The sequence below is a fragment of the Parabacteroides sp. KHUB-03 genome, from assembly GCF_056640975.1.
In genome coordinates, this window is sequence record NZ_CM153257.1 from 1,663,703 (window position 1) to 1,689,578 (window position 25,876).

Genomic DNA, 25,876 nt, shown 5'->3' on the forward strand with positions numbered 1-25,876 from the left:
AATGATAAAGAATTTAATAATTGCAATTGGTCTATTATTGCTGGCCGCATGTAGCAATGATGTTTATGACAAGCTGGATGGCAAATGGCAGTTGCAACAGGTTGAAGAAAACGGTATAGTACAAGATGTTGATACGATATATTATAATTTCCAGACATCCTTGTTTATGTATCAGATTTATGATCCGGCCTCAGACGACATTCGGGATTGCTATGGTTTTAATACCAAAGAAGGAGATAATAAATTACTGCTTGAACTTATATCGAATCCGAAACCGGTTGAATCTTTCCTGAAATATACGGATTGGACTTCAACTACGCGTGTGTTTATCATTGAAAAAGCAGACCGTAAAAAACTTATATTGGAAAACGAAGGTAAAAGATATACTTTCCGTAAGTTTTAAATAGCTACATCTTGCCATTTACCGTTGATTAGTTCGCGTGTGGTTCTGAATCCGGCTTCTTTCAGTAAAGAGAAAGCTTCGGTGCGGCCGTCATTTACTAATTGCGGGTAATGGCAATCCGAATTTACCATCACGGGGATATTCATCTGTTGTAATAGAGCTAAATATTTCTTATGAGGGTAAAGTTCTTCTTTTTTCAAAAGGTTTTTGGTGTTTATCTCTACCATGAGTTTTTTTTCCGCAATTAGTTCGAGACAGGCTTTGAAAGGTTTTATATACCAATCTTCATCGATTGAAAAATCGGCGTATTTTTGTCCGTTCATGTAAATTTTATCCATGTGACCTACAATGTCGATGCCTCCGGCTTCAATCATCTCTGATGTTGAGTTGAAATATCGTTTTACAAGCAATCGAATGTCATTGCCAAAATGCTTTTTTACGGATAAAGCGTAATCTTTGAACGAACCGTCTATACAAACCATGTTTTCTTCTGTCAGGTGGTCTGATACGGGTAAGAAATGAATGGAACCGATCCTGTAATCGAGCGGAAGATTCAAGAAATAAGGTATCGATGCATTATAGGTTTTATTCAGGTAGTCAATTTCTAACCCGACGTATATTTCTATCCGATCGTAGTATTTTTTCTTTAGCCGTTCTATTTCCATCAGATAATCGGACATATTATCCTTGGACATATTCCAGAATGTCTCAAAAGGCAGGGGAGAATGGGAAGAAAATCCGTATGCTCTGAATTTGTTGGATATAGCGAATTTTATGAAGTCTTCCGGCAGGCTTCGCCCGTCACAGAATGTACAATGACTATGATAATTGCTAAGTTGCATTCCGTTATTTTATTTATAAAATGTTGTAATGACAAAGATAATGCTTACTAACCAGACTAACCTTAATTCTATTGAACAAAAAACGAACTCATAGTTATGATTTTTTTGATTCATAGTTATTATTTCGAAAAGTCATAACTATGAGTTTATATTGCCCATGAAATGGCTCTTTGCCGAGACTTGCATTTGACTGAATTTGGGTAGGCAACTAACCTGAAGAGGATAGGCTACTAAAAAAAGGGTGTTGCACAAGTTTGTTATGTTATCATACAACATGACTAACTTTCCGCAGCACCCTGATTGGTGTATAGATGTTTATTTTCTTATTTGATTACTTTCAATTCTTTTCCAACTTTGATGAAGGCTGCAATCGCTTTATCCAAATGTTCTTTTTCGTGACCTGCAGATAGCTGAACCCGGATACGTGCTTGCTCTTTCGGTACGACAGGATAATAAAATCCTGTCACATAAATACCTTCTTGTTGCATGCGTGCTGCAAAGTCCTGGGATAATTTTGCATCGTATAGCATAACGGCACATATTGCAGATTGAGTTGGTTTGATGTCGAATCCCGCAGCCATCATTTTATCACGGAAATAGTTAACGTTGTTCATTAACTTGGTGTGTAATGTGTTGCTTTCCTTCAACATTTTGAACATTTCCAAACTGGCACCTACGATAGCAGGCGCAACGGAATTTGAGAATAAATACGGACGCGAACGTTGGCGCAGCATATCAATAATTTCTTTTTTCCCGGTTGTAAATCCACCCATGGCTCCACCAAAAGCTTTACCTAATGTGCCGGTAAAGATGTCTACTTTGCCATATACATTAAATTGTTCGGCAACACCGTGGCCGGTTGGGCCTGCAACGCCTGCAGAGTGAGATTCGTCTACCATGACAAGTGCGTCGTATTTTTCAGCTAATGCGCATATTTTATCCATAGGAGCAACATTTCCATCCATAGAGAATACGCCGTCTGTGGCAATAATACGATGGCGCTGTGCTTGTGCTTCCTGAAGACAACGTTCCAGATCTGCCATATCTGCATTGGCATAACGATAACGTTTAGCCTTGCATAGACGGACACCGTCAATGATAGATGCATGATTTAATGCATCTGAAATAATAGCATCTTCTTCCGAGAACAAAGGCTCGAATAAACCTCCGTTGGCATCGAAGCAGGCAGCATACAGAATTGTATCTTCAGTTTTGAAATAATCGGAGATAGCCGCTTCCAGTTGTTTATGCAAATCTTGGGTTCCGCAGATAAAACGAACGGAGGACATTCCGTATCCGTGTGTATCCATGGCGTCTTTAGCAGCTTTTATCAAACGCTGGTTATCTGAAAGCCCCAGATAATTATTAGCGCAGAAATTTAACACTTCGTCTCCGGCGTTTACTTTAATATCAGCTCTTTGAGGCGTGGTAATGATTCTTTCGTTCTTGTATAATCCGGCAGCTTTAATATTTGCCAATTCGTTAGTCAAGAAATCTTTAAGTTTTCCGTACATAAAACTTTATTTTTTTAGTATTATAGATGTGAGTTTTGTTTTTATTATGTTTATGTGACAGACAAAGGTGGTGTTTTTTTTTGAATAATAATATTAAAAAACAGAAGAAAATAGCATTTAAACCGTTTTATTCTCTATACCTTTGCGGCTGAAAAAAACTTAAAGCTAATAAACGCAATGAAGAATGTATTGGTAATTGGTTCTACCGGTCAGATTGGATCAGAGTTAACCATGAAATTGAGAAGCATCTACGGTGGAAATATTGTAGCCGGCTATATTCCCGGTGCAGAGCCGAAAGGTGAACTATTGGAATCTGGGCCGTCTGCAATTGTAGACATTACAAACGAACAACAAATCGCTGAAACTGTCTCAAAGTATAATGTAGACACTATTTACAATCTTGCTGCTTTACTGTCGGCAGTGGCTGAAGCTAAACCCCAGTTGGCTTGGAAAATAGGAATGGGAGGGCTGTTTAATGTCCTGGAAGTTGCACGTGAAATGCATTGTGCAGTCTTTACACCAAGTTCTATCGGAGTATTCGGAAATAATACGCCGAAGGATAAAACACCGCAAGATACGATCCGTAATCCGCGTACTATGTATGGAGTAACTAAAGTTTCCGGCGAATTATTAAGCGATTATTACAATATCCGTTTTGGGGTTGATACCCGTTCGGTACGTTTTCCCGGACTGATTTCTTATGTTACACCTCCGGGGGGCGGAACAACAGATTATGCTGTCGATATTTATTACTCTGCTGCAAAAGGTGAGAAATTTGTTTGTCCTATTAGTGCCGGTACTTTCATGGATATGATGTATATGCCTGATGGATTACGTGCTGCAATAGAAATTATGGAAGCCGATTCTACCAAGTTTGTGCATCGTAATTCCTTTAATATTGCTTCTATGAGTTTTGATCCGGAAATTATATATAACAATATTAAAAAATATGTGCCCGATTTCAAAATGGAATATAAAGTAGATCCGTTGCGTCAGGCTATAGCCGATTCGTGGCCAAATTCTCTGGATGATACTTGTGCCCGTCAGGAATGGGGGTGGAAGCCGGAATATGATTTGGATGCAATGACGCAGGATATGCTGGCTAAACTGAAAGATCATTCTAAGAAATAGAAAAATGATATTAATCAAAAGGCTGACAGAGAAGTTATAAATAACTATTTGTCAGCCTCTTCTTTTATATGGCCATTCCTGATGAATAATGCTTTGCAACATACTTAACTTATTTTTATACATATCGTTCCTTGTTTAAAATATGCGGGTTTACTTTTGATCATCATAACGTGATCCGAAAAAAGAGAGTGATCATAGATATCTGAATAATTTGGAAAACATGAACTATTGCCAGAAAATACACTATACTGTTTATGCAACACAGAGAGCCGGCTTTCCGGAAATGGTGGATAATCTGTTGTCGCAGCTTCCCGAAAATGAGACAATCCTTCGCTTATCCTTTTTTGGAACTCCTTCATCGAATATAGAATATGTAGAGCGGCGCGTTATATTGCGTAAGAAAATCCGGGCATATTATGGAGATCGTGAGCCTGCGCTTAGCTATGTATCCCAACCACCTATGGATGCTCCTTTAATTATGGAGGTACACAGTTATCGGTTAGAAGATGAAGAACAAGTTACTTTCCGTCATTTCTGCGGATTACCTTATGTTATCCTGGAGAATGAGTGTGCACGATTTCTGTTTGCAGGAGGTTTCCAGGGAGATGTAATCAATTATAATATAGAGCAACAGTCGGCAGATGTTTTCAATACAATCATGATTGTATTGAAAAAAGAAGGTTTTCCTATCAATAGTATTATTCGTCAATGGAATTATATAGAACATATAACGGCTTTTGACGGAGAGAATCAGCATTATCAATCTTTTAATAACGCCCGTACGGATTTTTACAAGAAGGCTCGATGGACGAATGGTTATCCTGCTGCAACCGGAATTGGGGCTAGTTTCGGAGGTGTTTTGGTTGATCTGGATGCGGCCATATTGAAAGATTCTATGCATGTTGTGCCTATCGATAATAAATTACAAGTTGCAGCCTATGCATATTCGGAACAAGTATTGGCGGTTTCGGGTGAACAAAAGACTACTCCGAAATTTGAGAGGGCAAAAAGTCTTGTATGCAATAAGAACCAGATTATATATATATCGGGTACGGCTGCAATCCGTGGAGAAAATAGTCTGGCGGATATAGGACTTGAGCAGCAATTGCGTATTACAATGGAGAATATTGATCAATTAGCAGGCAATGCCAGACTTTGTATATTAAGGGTTTATTTAAAAGATCGTTCTTTTTATGAAGAAGCTAGGAGATTGATGGAGGCATATCATTTGAACATCCCGGTTTTTTATATGTGCGCTGATATTTGTAGAAATGAGTTGCTTATTGAAATAGAAGGAATAGCCCGATTATAAATATCATAAATCATTATTATTATCTCTATTTAAACAAAAAACAAATGAAGGCAACTCTTGAAAAGTTTTTTTCCTCTTTCCGGGCAACTATTGTTTTACTATTAATTTATGCTTTAGGGCTTGCTTTTGCTACTTTTATTGAGAAGTATCATGGAACGATGGCGGCAAAAGCTATGATTTATTATTCTCCATTATTTTTTTTACTTCAGTTTTTGTTGGTTATTAATTTTATTGCAGTTGTAATTAAACATCAATATCTGAAAAGAGGTAAATGGGGACTGATGATTACTCATATAGCTTTTATTATTATATTACTAGGAGCTTTGGTATCTCATTTTTTTGCAGAAGAGGGCGTTTTACATATTCGCCAGGGTGAATCGAGTGACCAGATGGCTATTCATACTTCTGATAATACAACTACCTATACGCTTCCATTTACTGTCGAACTCGTGAAGTTTACTTTAACGCGTTATCCGGGATCAGCCAGTCCTTCTTCTTATGAAAGTGAATTGTTGGTGCACGTTGACGGAAAAACATTACATGAACGTGTATATATGAATAATGTAATGGATATAAAAGGTTATCGTTTTTATCAGGCTTCATATGATCAGGATGAAAAAGGTACGGTGCTTTCGGTAAATAAAGATGTTTGGGGGCGTAATATTACGTATATGGGATATATACTTTTAGTGATAGGATTTGTTTTTTGTTTTGTCGGTAAAAATTCTCGTTTTATGAAGTTAAGCCGTCGATTGAAAGAACTTCGGAGTACAACGAATCTATTGTTTTTTTTGTTCCTTCTGACGACCAATCCGATAATAGCAAATCCGGGTTCATCATCTGTTATGGATGCTGTACAGAAATATACTATTAATACCGAACATGCAGCTAAGTTTGGAGCCCTTCCTATCCAGTCCGGAAATGGCCGGATGCTTCCTGTTAATACCTTTTCATCGGAAATTCTCCGGAAATTACATAAGTCGGATAAAATAGTCAACCTTAATTCGGATCAATTTTTGCTGAGCTTGCTGGCATTGCCTGAAATGTGGATACGGATTCCACTTATTTCTATGACAAATAAAGAACTGGCATCTTATTATGATTTGACGGACGACGAATGTGCTTATGTAGAGGTATTCGACAGTAACGGGAATTATAAGTTGCAAGAAAAACTGGAAGAAGCGTACAATAAGATGCCAAACGAACGTTCCCGTTTTGATAAGGATTTGTTGAAATTGGATGAACAAATCAATATATTCCATCAATTAATTAACTTTCAGATGCTCAATCTCTTTCCGAAAGAAGGAGATCCGAACCATAAATGGTATTCTCCCGGAGATAACCTGTCGGTTTTCAGTGGCAAAGATTCGATGTTTGTTTCTCATATTATGAATTGGTATTTGGAAGAAGTCCGGGACGCAATGAAAACAGGCGATTGGAAGAAAGCCGATGAAATTGTAGGAATGATCAATACGTATCAGCAGGCAAAAGGTAGTTCGGTAAATATTAGTCCTGAAAAGATACAGGCTGAGATTAAATATAATAAAATGGATGTTTTTCGCCTTTGTAAAATAGGCTATCTTATATTAGGTGGTTTATTGCTGGTTTTTTCATTCGTTATGTTATTCAACCGGAAACGTTGGCTCAATGTTGCTTTCTGGTTGCTTGGAATAGCTGTATTAACCGTATTTTCTTTCCATATATATGGTATGGGTATGCGTTGGTATATTGCGGGCTATGCTCCCTGGAGTAATTCTTATGAAACGATGGTGTATGTGGCATGGGCTACTGTTTTGGCTGGGTTGCTGTTTGTACGTCGTAGCCCTGTTACATTTGCTTTAGCTACTTTATTTGGAGGGATTATTTTGTTTGTTTCGGGTTTGAGTTGGATGGACCCGCAGATTAATCCATTGGTTCCGGTATTGAAATCTCCGTGGTTAATGTTCCATGTGGCAGTTATTGTGGCTGCTTATGGATTCTTTGGGATTTGTTGTTTGATAGGGTTGACAAATCTTGTTATGATGTGTATTATGAAAGATAATAACCGTAAGATGTTATCTGCACGTATCCGTGAATTGACTATTGTGAATGAGATGTCTATGTTGGTAGGACTGGCATTGATGACTATCGGAACATTTCTAGGTGCCGTATGGGCTAATGAATCCTGGGGACGATACTGGGGATGGGACCCAAAAGAAACCTGGGCTCTTATTACTATGATTGTGTATGCAATAGTTATTCATGCCCGTTTAATTAAGAAACTGGATACCCTGTGGGTATTTAACTTTGGCTCTGTTGTCGCTTTTGCCTCTGTGTTGATGACTTTTTTTGGCGTAAATTATTTTTTAAGCGGAATGCATTCATATGGTCAAAACGATAACGTGAATGGGGTTTTTGTTTATCTTTATGCGGCGTTTGCTATAATCGGGATAGTTGCAGTTTGGGCTTACCGGAAGAGATTGTAGTGATATTTACTTGTAACAAATGGATTTTAATATTTTAAATATAATAGTAATGAGAACACTTAGTCATGTAGGAATCCCTACGAAAGAGAAGAAAGAAGGAGCTGTGTTGAACGAAGGATTGAAAGTTTGGTTAACCGATCATTCAAAAAGTCCGAATCATTTGGAATTTTTGCGTTTTGAAGCCGGAAGCTGCCTCCCGGAATTGGTACAGACTACAGCGCATGTAGCTTATATTGTTCCTTCGATAGAAGAAGAGTTGAAAGGGAAAAAAATACTTTTTGGTCCGGCCGTTTGTGATGAACACCTCACAATAGCGTTCATTGAAGAAGAAGGTATTGCGGTTGAAATAATGGAAATGAAGTGATTTATATGTCTGATGGCCCGGTTGCCATTTTGATATAAACTACGTATATTTGCATGCATGAAAAACACAATTAAGACATGAGTGAAGATAAATCTACCAAACGCCGCTATAGTCCGATGACCTGGATTCCCAGCGTCTATTTTGCGATGGGATTTCCTTTTGTTGTATTGAATATGGTTGCTGTACTGATGTTTAAAGGATTGAAAATATCCGATTCACAGATAGCCCTTTGGACTTCATTAATTATGATACCCTGGACATTGAAACCCTTGTGGAGTCCCTTGTTGGGCATGTATCGTACCAAGAAATTCTTTGTCGTACTGACGCAGCTTCTTACCGGTTGTGTATTTGGTTTGGTGGCTTTAGTGCTGAATATGCCTAACTTTTTTGCAATTGCAATTGCTTTGCTTGCTATAATTGCTTTTAGTGGTGCCACACATGATGTTGCCACCGATGGTGTATATATGGACGAACTGTCGGCCGAAGATCAGGCTAAATATATTGGTTGGCAGGGAGCTTTCTATAATCTGGCTAAGATCGTGGCAACCGGGGGATTGGTCTATCTGGCAGGTTATATGATTAGTTATTTTTCGCGGAAATATGATGGTGAAAATGCTATTGTATACGCATGGATGTCGGTTATGTTTCTTTGTGGTGTCATAATGGTGCTGCTTGGTTTGTATCATACGAAAATGTTGCCTTCGGGCAAAGCCGCTAAAGAGAATGTCTCCTTGAAAGAAAGTATGATAGAACTGTGGGATGTATTCCGCGAATTTTTTACCAAGAAACATATCGTCTGGTATATCTGTTTTATCATTCTTTACCGGTTTGCAGAAGGATTTGTTGTTAAAATTGTGCCCTTGTTTTTGAAAGCTCCGGTTGATCAACAGGGATTGGGATTGTCGGAACAGGAGATAGGTTTGTATTATGGAACCTTTGGTGCGGCGGCATTCGTATTTGGTTCGGTGCTTGCAGGATATTATATCTCTGCAAAAGGATTGCGTAAAGTGCTGTTCAGACTATGTTGTTGCTTTAATATTCCTTTTCTTGTATATATGTTTCTGGCATTCTACCAACCTACAAGCGGAATATTGATTGCTGCAGCCATTATATTCGAGTATTTCGGTTATGGATTCGGGTTTGCCGGTTTGATCTTGTTCATGATGCAACAGGTTGCAGCAGGCAAGCACCAGATGGCACATTATGCTTTTGCGTCGGGAATTATGAATTTAGGAGTCATGGTTCCAGGTATGATTAGCGGATTTATCAGCGATTGGATCGGTTATAAATATTTTTTTGTATTTACAGTAATTGCTATGATTCCGTCATTTTTAGTCGCATATTTTGTTCCTTTTACATATAATGATAAAGGCGAAAAATTGAAAGATTGACATTTAATACAAATAATAGATATGGATAAATTAAAGATTGCCGGTAGTGCATTGCCGGATATGCCTTGGGAAGATCGTCCGGAAGGATGTAATAATGTATTGTGGAGATATTCGGAAAATCCGGTAATTCCACGTGATATATTGCCTGCTTCTAACAGTGTATTCAATAGTGCTGTAGTTCCTTTTAAAGGTGGTTATGCCGGTGTATTCCGTTGCGACGATACAAACAGACGTATGCGCCTTCACGTAGGGTTCAGTGCCGATGGTATTCATTGGAATATTAATGAAAAGAAACTTGAATTTGAATGTGACGATAAAGAAATAGGTGAATTTGTATATGCGTATGATCCTCGTGTATGTTTTGTTGAAGATCGTTATTATGTAACCTGGTGCAATGGTTATCATGGTCCTACAATCGGAGTTGCATATACGTATGATTTCGAAACATTTCATCAATTGGAAAATGCTTATTTACCATTTAACCGTAATGGAGTTATGTTCCCCCGGAAGATAAATGGCAATTTTGCAATGCTGAGTCGTCCGAGTGATAATGGCCATACCCCGTTTGGAGATATTTTCTATAGTGAATCTCCTGATATGTGTTTCTGGGGAAGACATCGCCATGTGATGTCTCCGGCACCGTTTGAAGACAGTGCATGGCAGTGCATGAAGATAGGTGCGGGTCCTATTCCGATTGAAACATCTGAAGGCTGGTTGCTGATATATCATGGCGTGTTGCATTCTTGTAATGGTTATGTGTATAGCTTTGGTTCTGCTCTTTTGGACTTGGAACAACCTTGGAAAGTTAAATTCCGCTCAGGTCCTTACTTGCTGTCTCCGCAGAAAGATTACGAATGTATGGGTGATGTGCCTAATGTGGTATTTCCATGTGCCGCACTTCATGATCCGGAAACTCGCCGTATAGCTATTTATTACGGATGTGCTGATACGGTAACCGGACTGGCATTTGGATATATCGACGAAATTATAGAATTTACAAAGAAGAACTCGATTATTTAATATAGAGGAAAGAAAATTTCGAAGAACCTTTTAAAGGATTCTTCCGGGAGAAATTTAAAACCCATTCGGATGGAACCAATATTCCATCCGAATGGGTTTCTTTGTTAGAAGAATATCTTTTCAGACGTTGTAGTACAAACGGTCATCAATGATTTAGCAAAACAGTGTTTTAAACGATGAAATCTTGAACAAAATAAGTTATAAATGCGTTATGTTTATATAATACATCATGATAGGTTTGAGTGTATGGGGAATAGATTGGGATTGTACTTTCAGGACTTATAGACAGACTCTATTTTCTCATAGACATTTTCAAATGAAAGCAATTATACTATTTAATATATTTGTAAAAAGCCTGCAGATAAGGTGTTTGATAATCTAAAAACTACAAAATATGGTGCAAGATATTGAAATGCTGGAAGAGTTCTATTCCAAATTCCCAAAACGGGTAGATAGCGCACGGAAAAGTTTAGGCCGTCCGATGACTTTGGCCGAAAAAATCCTTTATGCTCATTTATATGATGAACATTCCGTACGTCTTTACAAACGGGGTGAAGACTATGTAAACTTCCGTCCCGACCGCGTAGCAATGCAAGATGCTACAGCACAGATGGCATTGTTGCAATTTATGAATGCAGGAAAAGACAGATCTGTAGTGCCGGCTACTGTGCATTGCGATCATCTTATACAAGCTAACATTGGTGCAAAAGCTGATATACAGACAGCAACCGATGGAAACCGTGAAGTATATGATTTCCTTAAGACAGTATCGGGTAAATATGGCATCGGTTTTTGGAAGCCGGGTGCAGGTATTATCCATCAGGTGGTTTTAGAAAACTACGCTTTTCCCGGAGGAATGATGGTGGGTACGGATTCGCATACGCCAAATGCCGGAGGATTAGGGATGGTTGCTATCGGAGTTGGAGGTGCTGATGCTGTAGACGTGATGACTGGTATGGAGTGGGAATTGAAGATGCCAAAATTGATTGGCGTTAAACTGACCGGACGGTTGAATGGTTGGGCTTCTCCCAAGGATGTGATTCTTAAACTGGCTGGTATATTAACGGTAAAGGGCGGAACAAACGCAATTATTGAATATTTTGGTTCTGGAGCATCTTCTTTGTCGGCAACCGGAAAGGCAACTATCTGTAATATGGGCGCTGAAGTAGGAGCAACTACTTCTCTTTTTCCGTTCGATAATAATATGGCTGCTTATTTGCGGGCAACCGGTCGTGAAGGTATTGCAGTTAAAGCGGAAGCGATTTCATCGTATCTGGAGGCCGACGAGGATGTACGTGCTAATCCTGATATGTATTATGATCGCGTGATAGTGATTAACCTTTCTGAACTGGAACCATACATTAATGGTCCTTTTACTCCGGATGCAGCAACTCCTATTTCAGAGTTTGCCGCTAAAGTAATAGAAAACGGCTATCCTCGTAAAATGGAAGTCGGATTGATCGGTTCTTGTACCAATTCCTCATATCAGGATTTGAGCCGGGCAGCTTCGATTGCCCGTCAGGCGTATGAAGATAAGATTCCTGTTGCTGCCCCGCTGATCATTAATCCGGGTTCCGAGCAGATTCGATATACGGCGGAACGGGATGGTATTATAGGAGACTTTGAACGTATAGGTGCAGTAATAATGGCGAATGCTTGTGGACCATGTATTGGACAGTGGAAACGTCATACGGACGATAATACCCGGAAGAATTCTATTGTAACCTCTTTCAACCGCAACTTTGCAAAGCGCGCAGATGGCAACCCGAATACACATGCTTTTGTGGCTTCTCCCGAGTTGACTTTAGCGCTGACTATTGCTGGTGATTTGTGTTTCAATCCTCTTAAAGACACGTTAAAGACTGAAGATGGCCGCGAAGTAAAATTAAAAGAACCTCAGGGAATGGATTTCCCTGCCAGAGGCTTTGCGGTAGAGGATAACGGCTTTATCGCTCCCTTTGCTTCGTCGGATGAGGTAAAAATCAATGCGGAATCTTGCCGTTTACAGGTATTGGAACCGTTTGCTCCCTGGAATGGTGCCGACTTGTTGGATATGCCGTTACTTATTAAGGTGGAAGGTAAATGTACAACCGACCATATTTCGATGGCTGGTCCTTGGCTCCGTTTCCGTGGTCATCTGGAAAATATATCCGATAATATGTTGATGGGTGCGGTGAATGCATTTAATGGTAAAACGAATTATGTTTTGAATCAGCTGGATGGTATGTATGATGCTGTGTCGGCTGTTGCCAAGCAATATAAGAAAGAAGATATTTCGTCTATTGTTGTAGCCGAAGAAAATTACGGGGAAGGCTCATCGCGCGAACATGCAGCGATGGAACCGCGTTTTCTGAATGTAAAAGTAATCTTGGCGAAAAGCTTTGCCCGTATTCATGAAACAAATCTGAAGAAGCAAGGTATGCTTGCCCTGACCTTTGCCGATAAGGATGACTATAATAAGATCCGAGAAGATGACAAAATATCAATTACCGGTTTAGATGCTTTTGCTCCGGGTAAACCTTTAATTGCCGTACTTCGTCATTCGGATGGTTCCGAAGAATCTTTCCCTGTACATCATACCTATAATGAATTACAGATAAAATGGTTTAAGGCAGGTTCTGCACTGAATGCGGCACACGAATAATCTAAATAGAATAGTATGGACAAGATAACAAAGCAAAAAGACCGTTTGATTGTACCCGATCAGGTGGTAATTCCTTATATAGAGGGCGATGGTGTAGGCTCGGAGATTACTCCTGTAAGTCAGAAGATTGTGAATGCTGCTATAGCAAAGGCCTATAATGGTAAACGTGCAATTCATTGGAAAGAGGTTTTGGCCGGTGGAAAGGCATTTGCTAAAACAGGCAACTGGCTTCCTGATGAGACAATGAATGCATTCACCGAATATATGGTGGGAATAAAAGGACCGCTTACAACGCCTATTGGCGGAGGTATCCGTTCATTGAATGTGGCACTTCGCCAGACATTAGATTTATATGTATGCCTTCGTCCGGTCCGGTGGTTTAAAGGAGTAGTTTCTCCTGTAAAGGAACCGCAGAAAGTGGATATGTATATCTTTCGCGAAAACACCGAAGATATTTATGCAGGGATCGAATGGCAGCAAGGCACACCCGAAGCTCAAAAGTTTTTGAAGTTTTTGACCGATGAAATGGGAGTAAAGAAGATTCGTTTTCCCCAGACTTCCTCGTTTGGAGTGAAACCGGTATCTATAGAAGGTACCGAACGTTTGGTACGCGCAGCTATCGAATATGCCTTAACAAATCATTTGCCAAGTGTGACACTGGTTCATAAAGGTAATATAATGAAGTTCACCGAAGGCGGGTTTAAGCTCTGGGGATATGCATTAGCCGAACGCGAGTTTGCCGGTCAGACTTTTACCTGGCCACAGTACGAAAAGATTAAGAAGGAAAAAGGAGAGGAGGAAGCCGAAATAGCTTTAGCTGAAGCGTCTAAGGCAGGAAAGCTGATTATAAAAGACGTCATTGCTGATGCTTTCTTGCAAAACACATTGCTGATTCCGGAAGAATACTCGGTTATTGCTACCCTGAACCTGAATGGAGATTATATATCTGACCAGCTGGCAGCTATGGTAGGCGGAATCGGAATCGCTCCGGGGGCAAATATCAACTATGTAAGCGGACATGCTATTTTTGAAGCGACTCATGGTACGGCTCCTACTATTGCAGGTAAAAATATTGTGAATCCATCGTCCTTATTGCTCTCTTCGGTAATGATGTTGGAATATATGGGATGGAATGAGGCGGCTTCACTTATCACTTCGGCTTTGGAAAAAGCATTTGAGAAGGGAGAAGCAACTTACGATCTGGCTCGTTTTATGCCTGGCGGTAAATCTCTTGGCACCAAAGAATTTGGTGAACTTATAATATCACTTTTATAATATTAAAATAGTATCGCAATGAAGAAAGAATATCTTATTTATAAATTATCGGAAGAGGCAAGAGGCGCGTGTAAAATAGATAATGAGTTATTCCCGATGTATAATGTGAAACGTGGCTTACGTAATGAAGACGGAACCGGTGTATTGGTAGGATTAACTAAAATCGGTAACGTAGTAGGATATGAACGCCTTCCTGAAGGTGGCCTGAAAGCTATTCCCGGTAAACTGTTCTATAGAGGATATGATGTCGAAGATATTGCACATGCACTTATTAAGGAAAAACGCTTTGGGTTTGAAGAAGTTGCTTTTCTGATGTTGTCGGGTAGGCTTCCCGATAAAGAAGAATTGAGCTCTTTTAGAGAGCTGATCAATGATAATATGCCTTTAGAGCAGAAGACAAAGATGAATATTCTGGATCTGGAAGGTCAGAACATCATGAATATTCTGGCTCGTAGTGTATTGGAAATGTACACTTTCGATCCGAATCCCGAAGATACCTCGCGCGATAACCTGATGCGCCAATCTATCGAGCTAATCTCTAAGTTTCCTACGATAATAGCTTATGCCTATAATATCTTCCGCCATAGTACGCAAGGACGTTCGTTACACATCCGTCATCCGCATGAGAATCTTTCTATTGCGGAAAACTTCCTTCACATGTTGAAACGCGATTTTACCGACCTGGATGCCCGTACACTGGATTTATTGCTTGTGTTACAGGCCGAACATGGCGGCGGTAACAACTCTACATTTACCGTACGTGTAACCAGTTCTACAGGGACAGATACCTATTCTGCCATAGCTGCCGGTATCGGTTCGCTGAAAGGCCCGTTGCATGGAGGTGCAAACATACAGGTCGTAGATATGTTCAATCATCTGAAAGAACATATTGCCGACTGGAAAAATGTGGATGAAATCGATACCTATTTTATGCGTATGCTAAACAAGGAAGCTTATAATAAGACCGGTTTGATTTATGGTATCGGCCATGCTGTTTATACGATTTCCGATCCTCGTGCGATCGTATTGAAAGAATTAGCTCGCGAACTGGCTAAAGAAAAAGGACGTGAAGAAGAATTTGCATTTCTTGAATTACTGGAGGAACGTGCCATTGAATGTTTTGCCAAGCATAAAGGAACAAAGAAGCGTGTTTCATCTAACGTAGATTTCTATTCGGGCTTCGTATATGAAATGATAGGGCTTCCACAGGAAATTTATACACCGTTGTTTGCCATGTCGCGTATTGTAGGTTGGACAGCTCACCGCATTGAAGAACTTAACTTTGAAGGAAAGCGTATCATTCGTCCGGCATACAAAAACGTACTTGACGAGCAAGTTTATACCTCGCTTAACGAACGCTGAAAAAATTAGGGTGCTGCTCTTTATAAAATGAGTATTGATAAACTGCCGTTGTTCCATTCGCAGGAAAACGGCAGTTTTCTTTTTCTTGTATTGTATGCGTATTTGTTTTGGCTTTCTTATCTTTGCAGTTGTTTTGCTGTTAAGAGCAGCAGAATAAAACAAATAATTGTGTGTATGAAAGAATCTGTACGTGTTCTTCGTTTTGTTTTGGTAGGAACATTAAATGCTTTAATTACAGCTATTGTAATTGGAGTATTGATGGATGTGCTGGATTGCAATTATTTATGGTCAAATGTTGCCGGCTATGTGGCTGCCTTAATAAATAATTTCTTTTGGAGTAAGTATTGGATTTTTTCTTCAGGCAACGGACAATTTAAAAAAGAAATCCCTTTGTTTATGGTCGCTTTCGGATGTGCATACGGCGCCCAGTTTCTTTCCCTTTTAATGATGGTTGAAGTTGCAGACGTGAACGAATATTTGGCTCAGTTCCTTGGACTTTTTGTGTATGGAGCTGTTAACTTTATGATGAATAAAAAGATTACGTTCAGGCACTAACCATATGTGTTGACTTTGAATACTTTCCGGTTAAAGTTGCGGATATCCTTTTCCCTGATTTAAAACATCGTATAATTTAGAAAAAAGTTCAGGACTTTTTATTCTTTTTACCTGGCTGAAAATTGATTTTGTCCTAGCTTAAAATTAATTTTGACCCAGGTGAAATTTAATTTCGACCCGGGTCAAAAGAATAAATGTATAGTACCTTTTTATTAAAATGTCCGGTGAAAAGAATTAAACGGATTGTTTATATTTTGAAGAGTGCCTGTTGCAGAATAGGCGCAAAGGAGCTATCTTTGACAAAAAACTAAAAGTAAAATACTATGTCGGTTAAAACTTATATTGAGTCTAATAAAGACCGTTTTCTGGATGAATTGTTCTCGTTGATACGTATTCCGTCGATCAGTGCAAAACATGAAAATAAACCGGATATGCAGGTCTGTGCACAAAGATGGACAGAACTCCTGCTGGCTTCGGGTGCAGATAAGGCAGTTGTGATGCCAACAGACGGCAATCCGGTGGTTTATGGCGAAAAGATGATTTCACCGGAAGCTAAAACTGTTTTGGTATATGCCCATTATGACGTAATGCCTGCCGAGCCATTGGAATTGTGGAAAAGCAACCCTTTTGAACCCGAATTACGCGACGGCCGTATCTGGGCCCGTGGTGCGGACGATGATAAAGGGCAGGGAATGATCCAGGTGAAAGGCTTTGAAACAGCTTTGAAAAATGATCTTCTGCATTGCAACGTAAAGTTCATCTTTGAAGGGGAAGAAGAAATAGGTTCGCCCAGTTTGGAATCTTTTTGCCGAAAGAACAAGGGGTTGTTGAAGGCGGATGTGATACTGGTGTCTGATACAAGCATGATAAGTGCCGAAACACCTTCGCTGACGACCGGTTTGCGTGGCCTGGCCTATTGGGAAGTGGAGGTAACGGGGCCAAACCGTGATTTGCATTCGGGGCATTTCGGAGGTGCGGTAGCCAATCCGATAAATGTGTTGTGTAAGCTGATGGCTGATATTACGGATGCAGACGGACGTATAACTATCCCCGGCTTTTATGACGATGTAGAAGAAGTTTCTGCGGCAGAGCGCGAAATGATTGCCCGGATTCCTTTTGACGAAAAGAAATATATGGAAGCTATCGGAGTGAAGGCTTTGTCCGGTGAAAAGGGATATTCTACGCTTGAGCGTAACAGTTGCCGTCCGTCTTTCGATATTTGCGGTATCTGGGGTGGTTATACAGGTGAGGGTAGCAAGACGGTTTTGCCATCAAAAGCATTTGCCAAGGTTTCCTGCCGCCTGGTTCCGCATCAGGATCATGAGAAGATTTCGCGGATGTTTGAAGAATATATGGCTCGTGTAGCTCCGGATTATGTGACGGTTAAAGTTACGCCAAGCCACGGCGGACAAGGCTATGTCTGCCCGATTGATATGCCTGCTTACCAGGCAGCCGAAAAGGCCGTAGGCATTGCTTTCTGCATGAAACCGCTGGCCGTTCGCCGGGGAGGAAGCATACCTATTATATCTACTTTTGAACAAATATTGGGTATAAAGACTGTTTTGATGGGATTCGGTTTGGAGCAAAACGCTATCCATTCACCGAATGAAAGTTGCCGGTTGGATATATTCTATAAAGGTATAGAGGCTGTAGCCCGGTTTTATAAGGAGTTTAAATAAGTATTCAATTAATGAAGCAGATTATCGATATTGAAACCTGGGAACGGAGGGATAATTACCAATTCTTCCGGGATTTTATCAATCCTTGCATCTCCGTGACTTCCGAGGTAGAGTGTGAAATGGCAAAAGAAAGAGCAAAGGCAAACGGCCGGTCTTTCTTTTTGCATTACCTGTATGCCATACTTCGTGCGGTAAACGAGATAAAGGAGTTAAGGTTCCGGTTTGACGACCGGGAGCAGGTTTTATTTTATGATAAAGTAGATGCGCTAGCACCGATCAAAATGAATGACAACGGCAAGTTCTTTACAGTCCGCATTCCCTGGATAGAAGACTTTGAAGCGTTTCATGCCGAAGCCTCCTCTATCATTCGGAATATTCCGGAAGACGGTGATCCGTATGCTGCTGAAAACGGGGCATCAGAGGATGACCGGTATAATGTTATCCTGGTAAGTGCAACGCCGGATCTATTCTTTACGTCTATGACGCATACGCAACATCATAAGTTTGGCAACAATTATCCGTTGCTGAATGTTGGAAAAGCTGTTATGAGAGGAGGCAATCTGGTAATTCCGATTGCCTTGTATGTAAACCATAGTTTTGTGGACGGCGTTCATATAGCCGATTTTTATAAACGGGTAGAACAATATCTGAAGTAATATATGGAAATAAAGAAAGATGAAAGAGTCGTACGTGCGCTGACGAATACCGGCATTGAGGCATTGAATGAGATGCAGCAGGCTGTATTGGATGCAGGTACAAGTAAAGATATGGTTTTGCTCAGTCCCACAGGGTCGGGTAAGACGTTGGCATTCTTACTGCCATTGCTTACTACACTGACAGACGAAGAAAAGAAAATACAAGCATTAATCATTGCCCCGTCGCGTGAATTGGCTTTGCAGATAGAGACGGTATTTCGCTCGATGGGTTCGGGTTATAAGGTAAACTGTTGTTACGGTGGACATCCGTTGAGGACGGAAAAGAAAAGCCTGGAGCATCCGCCTACGGTTCTTATTGGTACGCCGGGACGCATTCTCGATCATATTGAGCGTGGAAATATTGATTTAGATACGGTGAGAACGCTTATTCTGGATGAGTTCGATAAATCGTTGGAATTGGGATTCCTTTCGGAGATGAAGGAAATATTGGCGCATCTGTCTGGTGTACGGAGACGAGTATTGACATCTGCTACGGCTTCGGTGGAAATTCCGCCGTTTACTGGAATAACGGCTCCGGTTCGTTTATCTTTTCTTACGGAAGAGAAGCAGGTCAAAGGTCTTACTGTCCGGATAGTGAAGTCGCCTGTAAAAGATAAACTGGAAACGTTGTATAAATTACTGGGCGAGCTGAATGGCGAATCTGCATTGGTATTCTGCAACCTTCGTGAAGCGGTGGAGCGCGTAAGCAATTACCTGACGGAGATGGGAGTGGAGAATGATTATTTTCACGGTGGAATGGAGCAACCCGAGCGGGAGAGAGCACTCTCGCACTTCCGCAATGGAAGCGCTACTGTGTTTGTCTCGACCGATCTGGCTGCCAGAGGTTTGGATATTCCGGAAGTAAAGCATGTGATCCATTATCACTTGCCGGTGAATGAGGAGGCTTATATTCATAGAAACGGACGTACGGCCCGAATGAATGCGGAAGGGAATGCTTTCATCATACTGAATGAAATAGAGTCTGTACCCGAATACATCGTGCGTGAACCGGACGAATTCTTTCTTCCTGAGAGAACAAAGAAACCGGTGCGTCCTGAATGGGTAACACTTACGATCAATCGCGGCAAGCGTGATAAACTGAGCAAAAAGGATGTGGTTGGTTTCCTGTTTCAGAAAGGCGGATTGGAGAAAGACGATCTGGGTGTGGTAGAGGTGAAGGAGAGTTGTGCCTTTGCTGCGGTAAGGCGAGACAAGCTATCGGCTTTGTTAGTGCGAATCCGCGATGAAAAGATTAAAAATATGAAAGCTAAATTTAATTGATGACCTATGAATTTGTTGATTAAGAACGTTTACCTGGATGGCGTTGAAACGGATATTTATGTTGAGGGCAAATATATAAAGCAGATTGGAAAAGACTTGGTTGTTACGGCCGATAGGGTGATAGATGGTACGAAGAAGGCCGTAGTGCCCGGTTTTGTGAATGCACATACACATGCGGCGATGACTCTTTTCCGGGGGTATGGCGATGATATGCCACTGATGCCTTGGCTTGAACAGAAGATTTGGCCGAATGAAGCAAAGATGAACCGCGAGGACGTTTACTGGGGAGCTAAACTGGCTTGTCTGGAGATGATAAAGAGTGGCACAACCAGCTTCTTTGATATGTATCATAAGTTTCGTGCAACGGCTGATGCTGTCGAAGAGATGGGAATACGGGCCGTCGTTTCGGGTGTTTGCTTCGATCATTTCGAGCCGGAACAGGCAGAGAAATGCAAGGCGCATAATCTAAAGCTGTATTCGGATATGGATGTGTATGGCGATCGAATTAAATATGCAATCGGGCCACATGCTATTTATACTGTTTCGGGCGAACTTCTGAGGTGGATAGATCAATTTTCGGCCGAACGAAATGTGCTGATCCATTTGCATCTGGCAGAAACAGAAGAGGAGGTGACCAATTCGGTCAAACAATTCGGTCTCACGCCTGTACGTTATTTATATAAATTGGGAATACTTTCTCCCCGCTTGGTGATTGCTCACGGCATATATGTGGATAAAGATGAAATCAGGATGCTGGCAGATCATGGGGTAAAGGTGGTTCACAACCCGGCATCGAATATGAAACTGGCTTCCGGTATTCATTTCCAGTTTAAGGAGATGAAAGAAGCGGGCATTGCAGTTGGTTTGGGCACCGATGGTTGTTCATCTTCCAATAATCTGGATATGATAGAAGCTATGAAATTAGCTTCATTGCTTGGAAAAGCCTGGAGAAAAGACCCGGAGGCTCTTACTGCGGCGGAGATGCTGGATGCTGCAACCGAACAGGGAGCTTCTATATTAGGTATAAAAGCCGGACGTGTGAAAGAGAGGTATTTGGCAGATTTGAATCTGATAGACCTGCGTATTCCTGCATTTACGCCGAACTTTAACTTCGTGTCTAATCTGGTTTATGCAGCCAATGGCAGTTGCGTAGATACGGTTATTTGTAATGGTAAAGTTTTGATGGAAAATAAAAAAGTTCCGGGTGAGGACGAGATAATGGAACAGACAGCGCGGATTGCTTATAACTTGATGTCGCGATGAAAAGCATTGAAAATAAAACAGATATATAATAGGAGGCAACTATGGATAAAATGAATGATTTATACGATGAAACGGCAGCTTATCTGGCATCCCGCATCGTAGGGAATCCGAAAACAGCTATTATTTTAGGCAGTGGGCTAGGTTCGCTAGCCGATCAGATAGAGGAGGCTACGGTTATTCCTTATAAGGAGATTCCTAACTTTATGAGCTCTACGGCTACCGGACATAAAGGAAATCTTATATGTGGAAAATTGGGTGGAAAGCTGGTGTTGGCCATGCAGGGACGTTTTCATTATTATGAAGGTTACACAATGCAGCAGGTAACCTTTCCTGTCCGCGTAATGAAACTGTTGGGGATAGAGAACCTGTTAGTGTCAAATGCAGCCGGAGGTATCAATAATACATTTAAAGTGGGCGATCTGATGATTATCCGGGATCATATCAATATGATGCCGAATCCGCTTATAGGACCTAATAATGAACAGTTCGGCACGCGCTTCCCTGATATGACCCGTGCATATGACCGCGAATTTATAGGTTATATGGAGGAGATTGCCACATTGCATAACATTCCGTTGAAGAAAGGCGTTTATGTAGGCCTGACAGGTCCTTCGTATGAAACTCCCTCGGAATACGCTTGTTATGGTAAAGTGGGAGGTGACGCTATCGGTATGAGTACGGTTCCCGAAGTAATAGTTGCTCGTCACGCAGGTATACGTGTATTCGGTATGTCTGTTATCACAAACGAAGGTTATCATTTTGCCGATGACTTCGTGAATGATGGCACCGATGTTATTAAGGCAGCAGATAGAGCAGCTTCTGTAATGACTGTTTTATTTAAAGAATTGGTTGCTAGAATATAGTCATTTCAACGGGTACGGATGGGAATAAAAGGCATGAAAAAATTGTATTGTTCTTTTGGATAATTGAAAATTACCCCTATCTTTGCACCCGTTATCGCGGAAGTAGCTCAGTTGGTAGAGCATAACCTTGCCAAGGTTAGGGTCGCGGGTTCGAGTCCCGTCTTCCGCTCCCAAGATAGCAGGAGTGAATGAGATCATCCTTTCAATTGTAATGAATGCCCAGGTGGCGGAATTGGTAGACGCGCTCGTTTCAGGTGCGAGTGGTTTTGCGATCGTGCAGGTTCGAGTCCTGTTCTGGGCACCGCATTTAATTGACGCGCAGGTGGTGAAATTGGTAGACACGCTACTTTGAGGGGGTAGTGCCGGTTCCGGCGTGTGAGTTCGAGTCTCATCCTGCGCACTAACTTATCTATTTGTTTGATTTGCAGTATATTCTGTTGTGGTTACGGAAAAATCAAATTCAGCCAGCCTTAATTATGTGACTGCGGGGGGGGAATATCTAAACAATGATTATGATGATAAATAAAAAAGTAACCTTATTGAAAAGACTGTAAAGCTTGACAAGTAATTAATCCAACCAGCAAGAAGTGCCGTAGTAGCCATTACGGTTTCATTTATTTGTAAACTTACGTAACAAGACTACCATCCCTTAAAAAAGAAGCCTATTTTTATTTGTGGATTAGGGGATATGTTTACTGAATAAAAATAAAACGAACCTTATTAAGATAATCTACAGATCCTTTCATATCGACAAACTACGTATGATCATTAGGTCTGTTTCCTGTTCAACAAAATAAACTTGAATACAGATTATACTAAAAAAAATCCTTGATCGTTATTTAAATATAACCATTAAACACAATTATTTATGAACATCTTAATTATTAAAATTTGGTCCAAAAGATTCATAGATTCTTTACCTGAGATTTGGTATATCATCCTCTTTGCTTTACTGACTTGTAGTAATTTTCATAGTTTATCTGCTAGTTGGCATATTGTAAATATATTTATGATTTTATTTTCCCTGACTATTGTAACATTACTAATCATGCAACTTTTCAAAAAGATACTGTGGAGTCGTCTTTTACTAGGGTTGCTGTTTACTTTGGGATCAATATATATGTTTTTGGCATTGCTATCCGAATATATGGAATTTCCAACAAAGACTGATACGGAAGCGATTCAACTGATCGTTGCTGGATCCATCCTAATCGGTGTTTCATTTCTCCTTGGTGGGAAAATGCTACTATATGGATTATTTTCCGATCTAAAAAAATGACCGATATCCGGAATTCCGAAAGTAAAAAAGATTCTCCCATGAAGATTTATATTCAGTGTATGCTAAACACTCATCAATAAGGAAAAGAAACGCATCTGAATTAGTTACGAGTTTTGTCAAATATATTAAATACACGTATCTTTCTTTTAGAGAAGCCAAAGAATGATTTAAAATTCGACAAATATAATTTTGTAAATTGTTTTTCATCCACCATTCATAGAGACTGTATATTATTCGAATATTTTCTTTATAGCATCTTTAATATTTTCCTGCTGATAAAGAATAGAATAAATTCCGAGCTCGATAGCTGCATCTATATTACGTTTTTTATCATCTATGAAAATCATATTTTCGAATGGTGTATTGAGTTTATTTTGCATCATTTTGTAAATATCATTGTCAGGTTTTAGTCTCTGAAAAATAAATGAATAAAATCTATGTTCCGAATCAATTAGTTCAGGGTAATTGCCATCGTCTGCTAAAATAGGTAAAGCATTAGAAAGTACACAATTAACTATTCCTTTCTTCTTTAAATACTTAATAGCTTCCTCTGTTTCAGAGTATACTTCTCCAACGCCCATTTCCAGGCATTGTTTGATCTGTGAATTATATTCTGGCAAATATGGAATACTATAGTATTGACAAATGTTTACACATAACTCATCAAAGGTAATAATGCCTAACATATAATCATTGAAACTGAATGTCCCTTTAAGACTTTCCCACTTTGGGTAGTCAATAGTTTTTTGAGAACACCATTGACTTAGCTTTTCAAGTGAATAATGATAGAAGACTCCACCAACATCCCAAATACAGAATTTGATTTTTTTTGCCCATTGCTTCTTATATTCATGATATGATGTACACTTTTTTATGATATCTGAAATCTCAACTCCATTATCAACGTCTATATCTTCTGCATTTATGATGTAATCAATCTGATTATAACATACCGGATTGGGTTCCTCGTCTTTAATAAAAGTAGAGCCGAGTAAATATAGTTTCTTTAATATTTCATCAAATTGAGTTTGTTCTTTTTGGGGAATCGAATCACGGAAATGCTTATCACGCCAATAGTTCCTACGAACTTCCTGACTACATAAATGAAAATCAATATTTGCAATTCTTGATAATTCCAAAAGATATTGTTTGTTTAATGCATTCCGCTGCAACAACCTCTTTTCGCGAATAGTTCTGTCTTTTTCCAGTAAGACGGCAATGATTGTATATCCTTTTTCTTTAATTTTATCAAGTTTGCCTATTCTCAGTGTTTCATCAAGTATAACATTTTTGCCATTTAGATTATTGATATGTTCTTCTCGTACCTCTTCCCATGATTTGAAAATATGTTCGCGGCATAACATATCACTTTCATAGATACACTTATCCTTTGAAACAATGAAGAAGTCACCTGTTTTTTCTAGTTTGTTGGCAAAAGTACTTTTTCCACTGCAAATTCCTCCAACTAATACAAAAGCAAACTTATTCATATATATTTGAGTATTGTTTTATATATTGTTTTATGTCCTGGTATATATTCCCTGAATTTTCTTCCCATAAGTATTCGAAATTAGATTGATAAAAAGCTATTTTTTCATCTTTAAATGTTGAATTGATCACAGAATACAATCGACGGGGAGCTTGTTTATTCGCATTGTTCAGATTAAAACCATTGACTCCGATCATTAATGTAAAGTAGTCTTCCCTGGAATTTTTGGTTAATATTAGCGAACAGCTAGGAATCCAAGACATCTTACTGACTATTATTTTTGAGTTGTTGGAAACTGAATCGTTAATTTCATCAATATATCTCAATGTTCGCCTATGTGGTCCGCCTACAATATGGGTAGGACCTACCCGCTCTTTCATTAGTTGCCCTGCGGTGCTATCAGGATCTATCAGCAGAACTTTAACTTCTATTTTCCTATTGAGTATTTCGATAAAATCATTTCTGTGTTGTTGGAATACGTGGGCCATACTGTAACCTGTTAAATAGATGGAATCGGTTTTTTCTAAATTAATGGATTTGAAGAATTTTGATAACGATTCTGCTTCATTAATATTATAGCTCAAAGGCATAATCTTTGATGACATCATCTCATCTATTCTATGAATAAGCTTTTCATCTGATATCAGTTTTTCCTTTTGAATGTCATCAATTCTTTTAATTACAACATCATCAGAATTAACAAGAAAAAACTTTAGGATTGTATAGAGAAATACTGTAGCAATGAAGCTAGATGATATTCCCCAAAAAAATGAAGTAAAATCAGGGATTTTTTTCTCATAAGCCAAATAACCTGTTCCAATAGCTATAAGTACTAAAATCGTATAGGCTGCGATTATTAATCTTTTGTTTTTCTTATTAATATCTTCCATAATAGTAATGTGTGTTTGTTAAAACCAGTTAGCAAGACCAAAAAAATAAAGTGATAAATAGGCAATAATTATTATATTCGTAAATATATAATTAATAAATATAAAAACAAATTATGCAATTTTTTTTGTTTGTCTTAGGCTTATTATGGGAAAATCATA

The 25,876-nt window shown here is 39.6% G+C and carries 21 protein-coding genes and 3 tRNA genes; 20 read left to right on the top strand and 4 right to left on the bottom strand.

The features are described 5' to 3' along the window. The first annotated feature begins 1 nt into the window (after position 1). Positions 2–403: a lipocalin-like domain-containing protein gene (locus ACYIB7_RS07155; protein ID WP_480338404.1), complete on the top strand. Its 402-nt coding sequence runs from the start codon at positions 2–4 to the stop codon at positions 401–403. Here the strand turns inward: ACYIB7_RS07155 and ACYIB7_RS07160 are convergent. After that, entirely contained in the window at positions 400–1,245 is an 846-nt protein-coding gene (locus tag ACYIB7_RS07160; RefSeq protein ID WP_103982325.1) for a histidinol-phosphatase, read from the bottom strand. The two genes, ACYIB7_RS07155 and ACYIB7_RS07160, sit on opposite strands and share 4 nt — an antisense overlap. A gap of 323 nt (positions 1,246–1,568) precedes the next feature. After that, positions 1,569–2,759, bottom strand: a complete 1,191-nt coding sequence (gene kbl / locus ACYIB7_RS07165; protein WP_480338405.1) for a glycine C-acetyltransferase — start codon at positions 2,757–2,759, stop codon at positions 1,569–1,571. Between the two features lie 177 nt (positions 2,760–2,936). Here kbl and ACYIB7_RS07170 point away from each other — a divergent pair, with 177 nt between their 5' ends. The 19 genes from ACYIB7_RS07170 (at position 2,937) to ACYIB7_RS07260 (ending at position 23,338) form a co-directional block, all read left to right on the top strand. Next, positions 2,937–3,890, top strand: a complete 954-nt coding sequence (locus ACYIB7_RS07170; protein WP_099462855.1) for an NAD-dependent epimerase/dehydratase family protein — start codon at positions 2,937–2,939, stop codon at positions 3,888–3,890. A 220-nt stretch (positions 3,891–4,110) separates the two neighbouring features. After that, positions 4,111–5,202 (top strand): chorismate transformation FkbO/Hyg5 family protein, encoded by a 1,092-nt coding sequence (locus tag ACYIB7_RS07175; protein ID WP_103982327.1) that lies wholly within the window; start codon positions 4,111–4,113, stop codon positions 5,200–5,202. Positions 5,203–5,246: 44 nt separating this feature from the next. Continuing rightward, entirely contained in the window at positions 5,247–7,667 is a 2,421-nt protein-coding gene (locus ACYIB7_RS07180; protein ID WP_480338406.1) for a cytochrome c biogenesis protein, read from the top strand. Positions 7,668–7,716: 49 nt separating this feature from the next. Further along, positions 7,717–8,031 (top strand): hypothetical protein, encoded by a 315-nt coding sequence (locus tag ACYIB7_RS07185; RefSeq protein WP_099462852.1) that lies wholly within the window; start codon positions 7,717–7,719, stop codon positions 8,029–8,031. Positions 8,032–8,108: 77 nt separating this feature from the next. Beyond that, positions 8,109–9,422, top strand: a complete 1,314-nt coding sequence (locus ACYIB7_RS07190; RefSeq protein WP_103982329.1) for an MFS transporter — start codon at positions 8,109–8,111, stop codon at positions 9,420–9,422. 21 nt (positions 9,423–9,443) lie between these two features. Next, positions 9,444–10,442 carry a glycoside hydrolase family 130 protein gene (locus tag ACYIB7_RS07195; RefSeq protein WP_099462850.1) on the top strand — a complete coding sequence of 333 codons (999 nt, stop codon included), beginning with the start codon at positions 9,444–9,446 and terminating at the stop codon, positions 10,440–10,442. Positions 10,443–10,836: 394 nt separating this feature from the next. Then, positions 10,837–13,086, top strand: coding sequence for an aconitate hydratase (locus ACYIB7_RS07200; protein ID WP_480338407.1), 2,250 nt, complete (start codon positions 10,837–10,839; stop codon positions 13,084–13,086). A gap of 15 nt (positions 13,087–13,101) precedes the next feature. Next, complete coding sequence (gene icd / locus ACYIB7_RS07205) at positions 13,102–14,361, top strand: NADP-dependent isocitrate dehydrogenase (protein ID WP_103982331.1); 1,260 nt, start codon at positions 13,102–13,104, stop codon at positions 14,359–14,361. 18 nt (positions 14,362–14,379) lie between these two features. Next, entirely contained in the window at positions 14,380–15,723 is a 1,344-nt protein-coding gene (locus ACYIB7_RS07210) for a citrate/2-methylcitrate synthase (RefSeq protein WP_099462847.1), read from the top strand. A 174-nt stretch (positions 15,724–15,897) separates the two neighbouring features. Further along, on the top strand, positions 15,898–16,278 hold the full coding sequence (locus tag ACYIB7_RS07215; RefSeq protein WP_103982519.1) for a GtrA family protein: 381 nt from the start codon (positions 15,898–15,900) through the stop codon (positions 16,276–16,278). 323 nt (positions 16,279–16,601) lie between these two features. Further along, on the top strand, positions 16,602–17,957 hold the full coding sequence (locus ACYIB7_RS07220; protein WP_480338408.1) for a dipeptidase: 1,356 nt from the start codon (positions 16,602–16,604) through the stop codon (positions 17,955–17,957). Between the two features lie 11 nt (positions 17,958–17,968). Further along, a complete protein-coding gene (locus tag ACYIB7_RS07225; RefSeq protein WP_480338409.1) occupies positions 17,969–18,613 on the top strand; it encodes a chloramphenicol acetyltransferase in 645 nt (214 codons plus the stop codon). Positions 18,614–18,616: 3 nt separating this feature from the next. Then, complete coding sequence (locus ACYIB7_RS07230) at positions 18,617–19,933, top strand: DEAD/DEAH box helicase (RefSeq protein WP_480338410.1); 1,317 nt, start codon at positions 18,617–18,619, stop codon at positions 19,931–19,933. 6 nt (positions 19,934–19,939) lie between these two features. Beyond that, positions 19,940–21,196 (top strand): amidohydrolase, encoded by a 1,257-nt coding sequence (locus tag ACYIB7_RS07235; RefSeq protein WP_103982334.1) that lies wholly within the window; start codon positions 19,940–19,942, stop codon positions 21,194–21,196. A gap of 41 nt (positions 21,197–21,237) precedes the next feature. Continuing rightward, on the top strand, positions 21,238–22,059 hold the full coding sequence (locus ACYIB7_RS07240) for a purine nucleoside phosphorylase I, inosine and guanosine-specific (RefSeq protein ID WP_103982335.1): 822 nt from the start codon (positions 21,238–21,240) through the stop codon (positions 22,057–22,059). Positions 22,060–22,155: 96 nt separating this feature from the next. Further along, positions 22,156–22,228, top strand: a tRNA-Gly gene (locus tag ACYIB7_RS07245). Positions 22,229–22,276: 48 nt separating this feature from the next. Then, a tRNA-Leu gene (locus tag ACYIB7_RS07250) sits at positions 22,277–22,360 on the top strand. A gap of 15 nt (positions 22,361–22,375) precedes the next feature. After that, positions 22,376–22,459: transfer RNA gene (locus tag ACYIB7_RS07255), tRNA-Leu, on the top strand. Between the two features lie 468 nt (positions 22,460–22,927). Then, a complete protein-coding gene (locus ACYIB7_RS07260; RefSeq protein ID WP_103982336.1) occupies positions 22,928–23,338 on the top strand; it encodes a hypothetical protein in 411 nt (136 codons plus the stop codon). A 230-nt stretch (positions 23,339–23,568) separates the two neighbouring features. Here ACYIB7_RS07260 and ACYIB7_RS07265 read toward each other — a convergent pair whose 3' ends face one another. Further along, positions 23,569–24,828 (bottom strand): HAD-IA family hydrolase, encoded by a 1,260-nt coding sequence (locus ACYIB7_RS07265; protein WP_480338412.1) that lies wholly within the window; start codon positions 24,826–24,828, stop codon positions 23,569–23,571. Continuing rightward, the gene (locus ACYIB7_RS07270; RefSeq protein WP_103982338.1) at positions 24,821–25,717 is read right to left on the bottom strand and encodes a hypothetical protein; all 897 of its coding nucleotides are present in this window, start codon (positions 25,715–25,717) and stop codon (positions 24,821–24,823) included. The genes ACYIB7_RS07265 and ACYIB7_RS07270 overlap by 8 nt, the downstream gene beginning before the upstream one ends. Positions 25,718–25,876 lie beyond the last annotated feature (159 nt).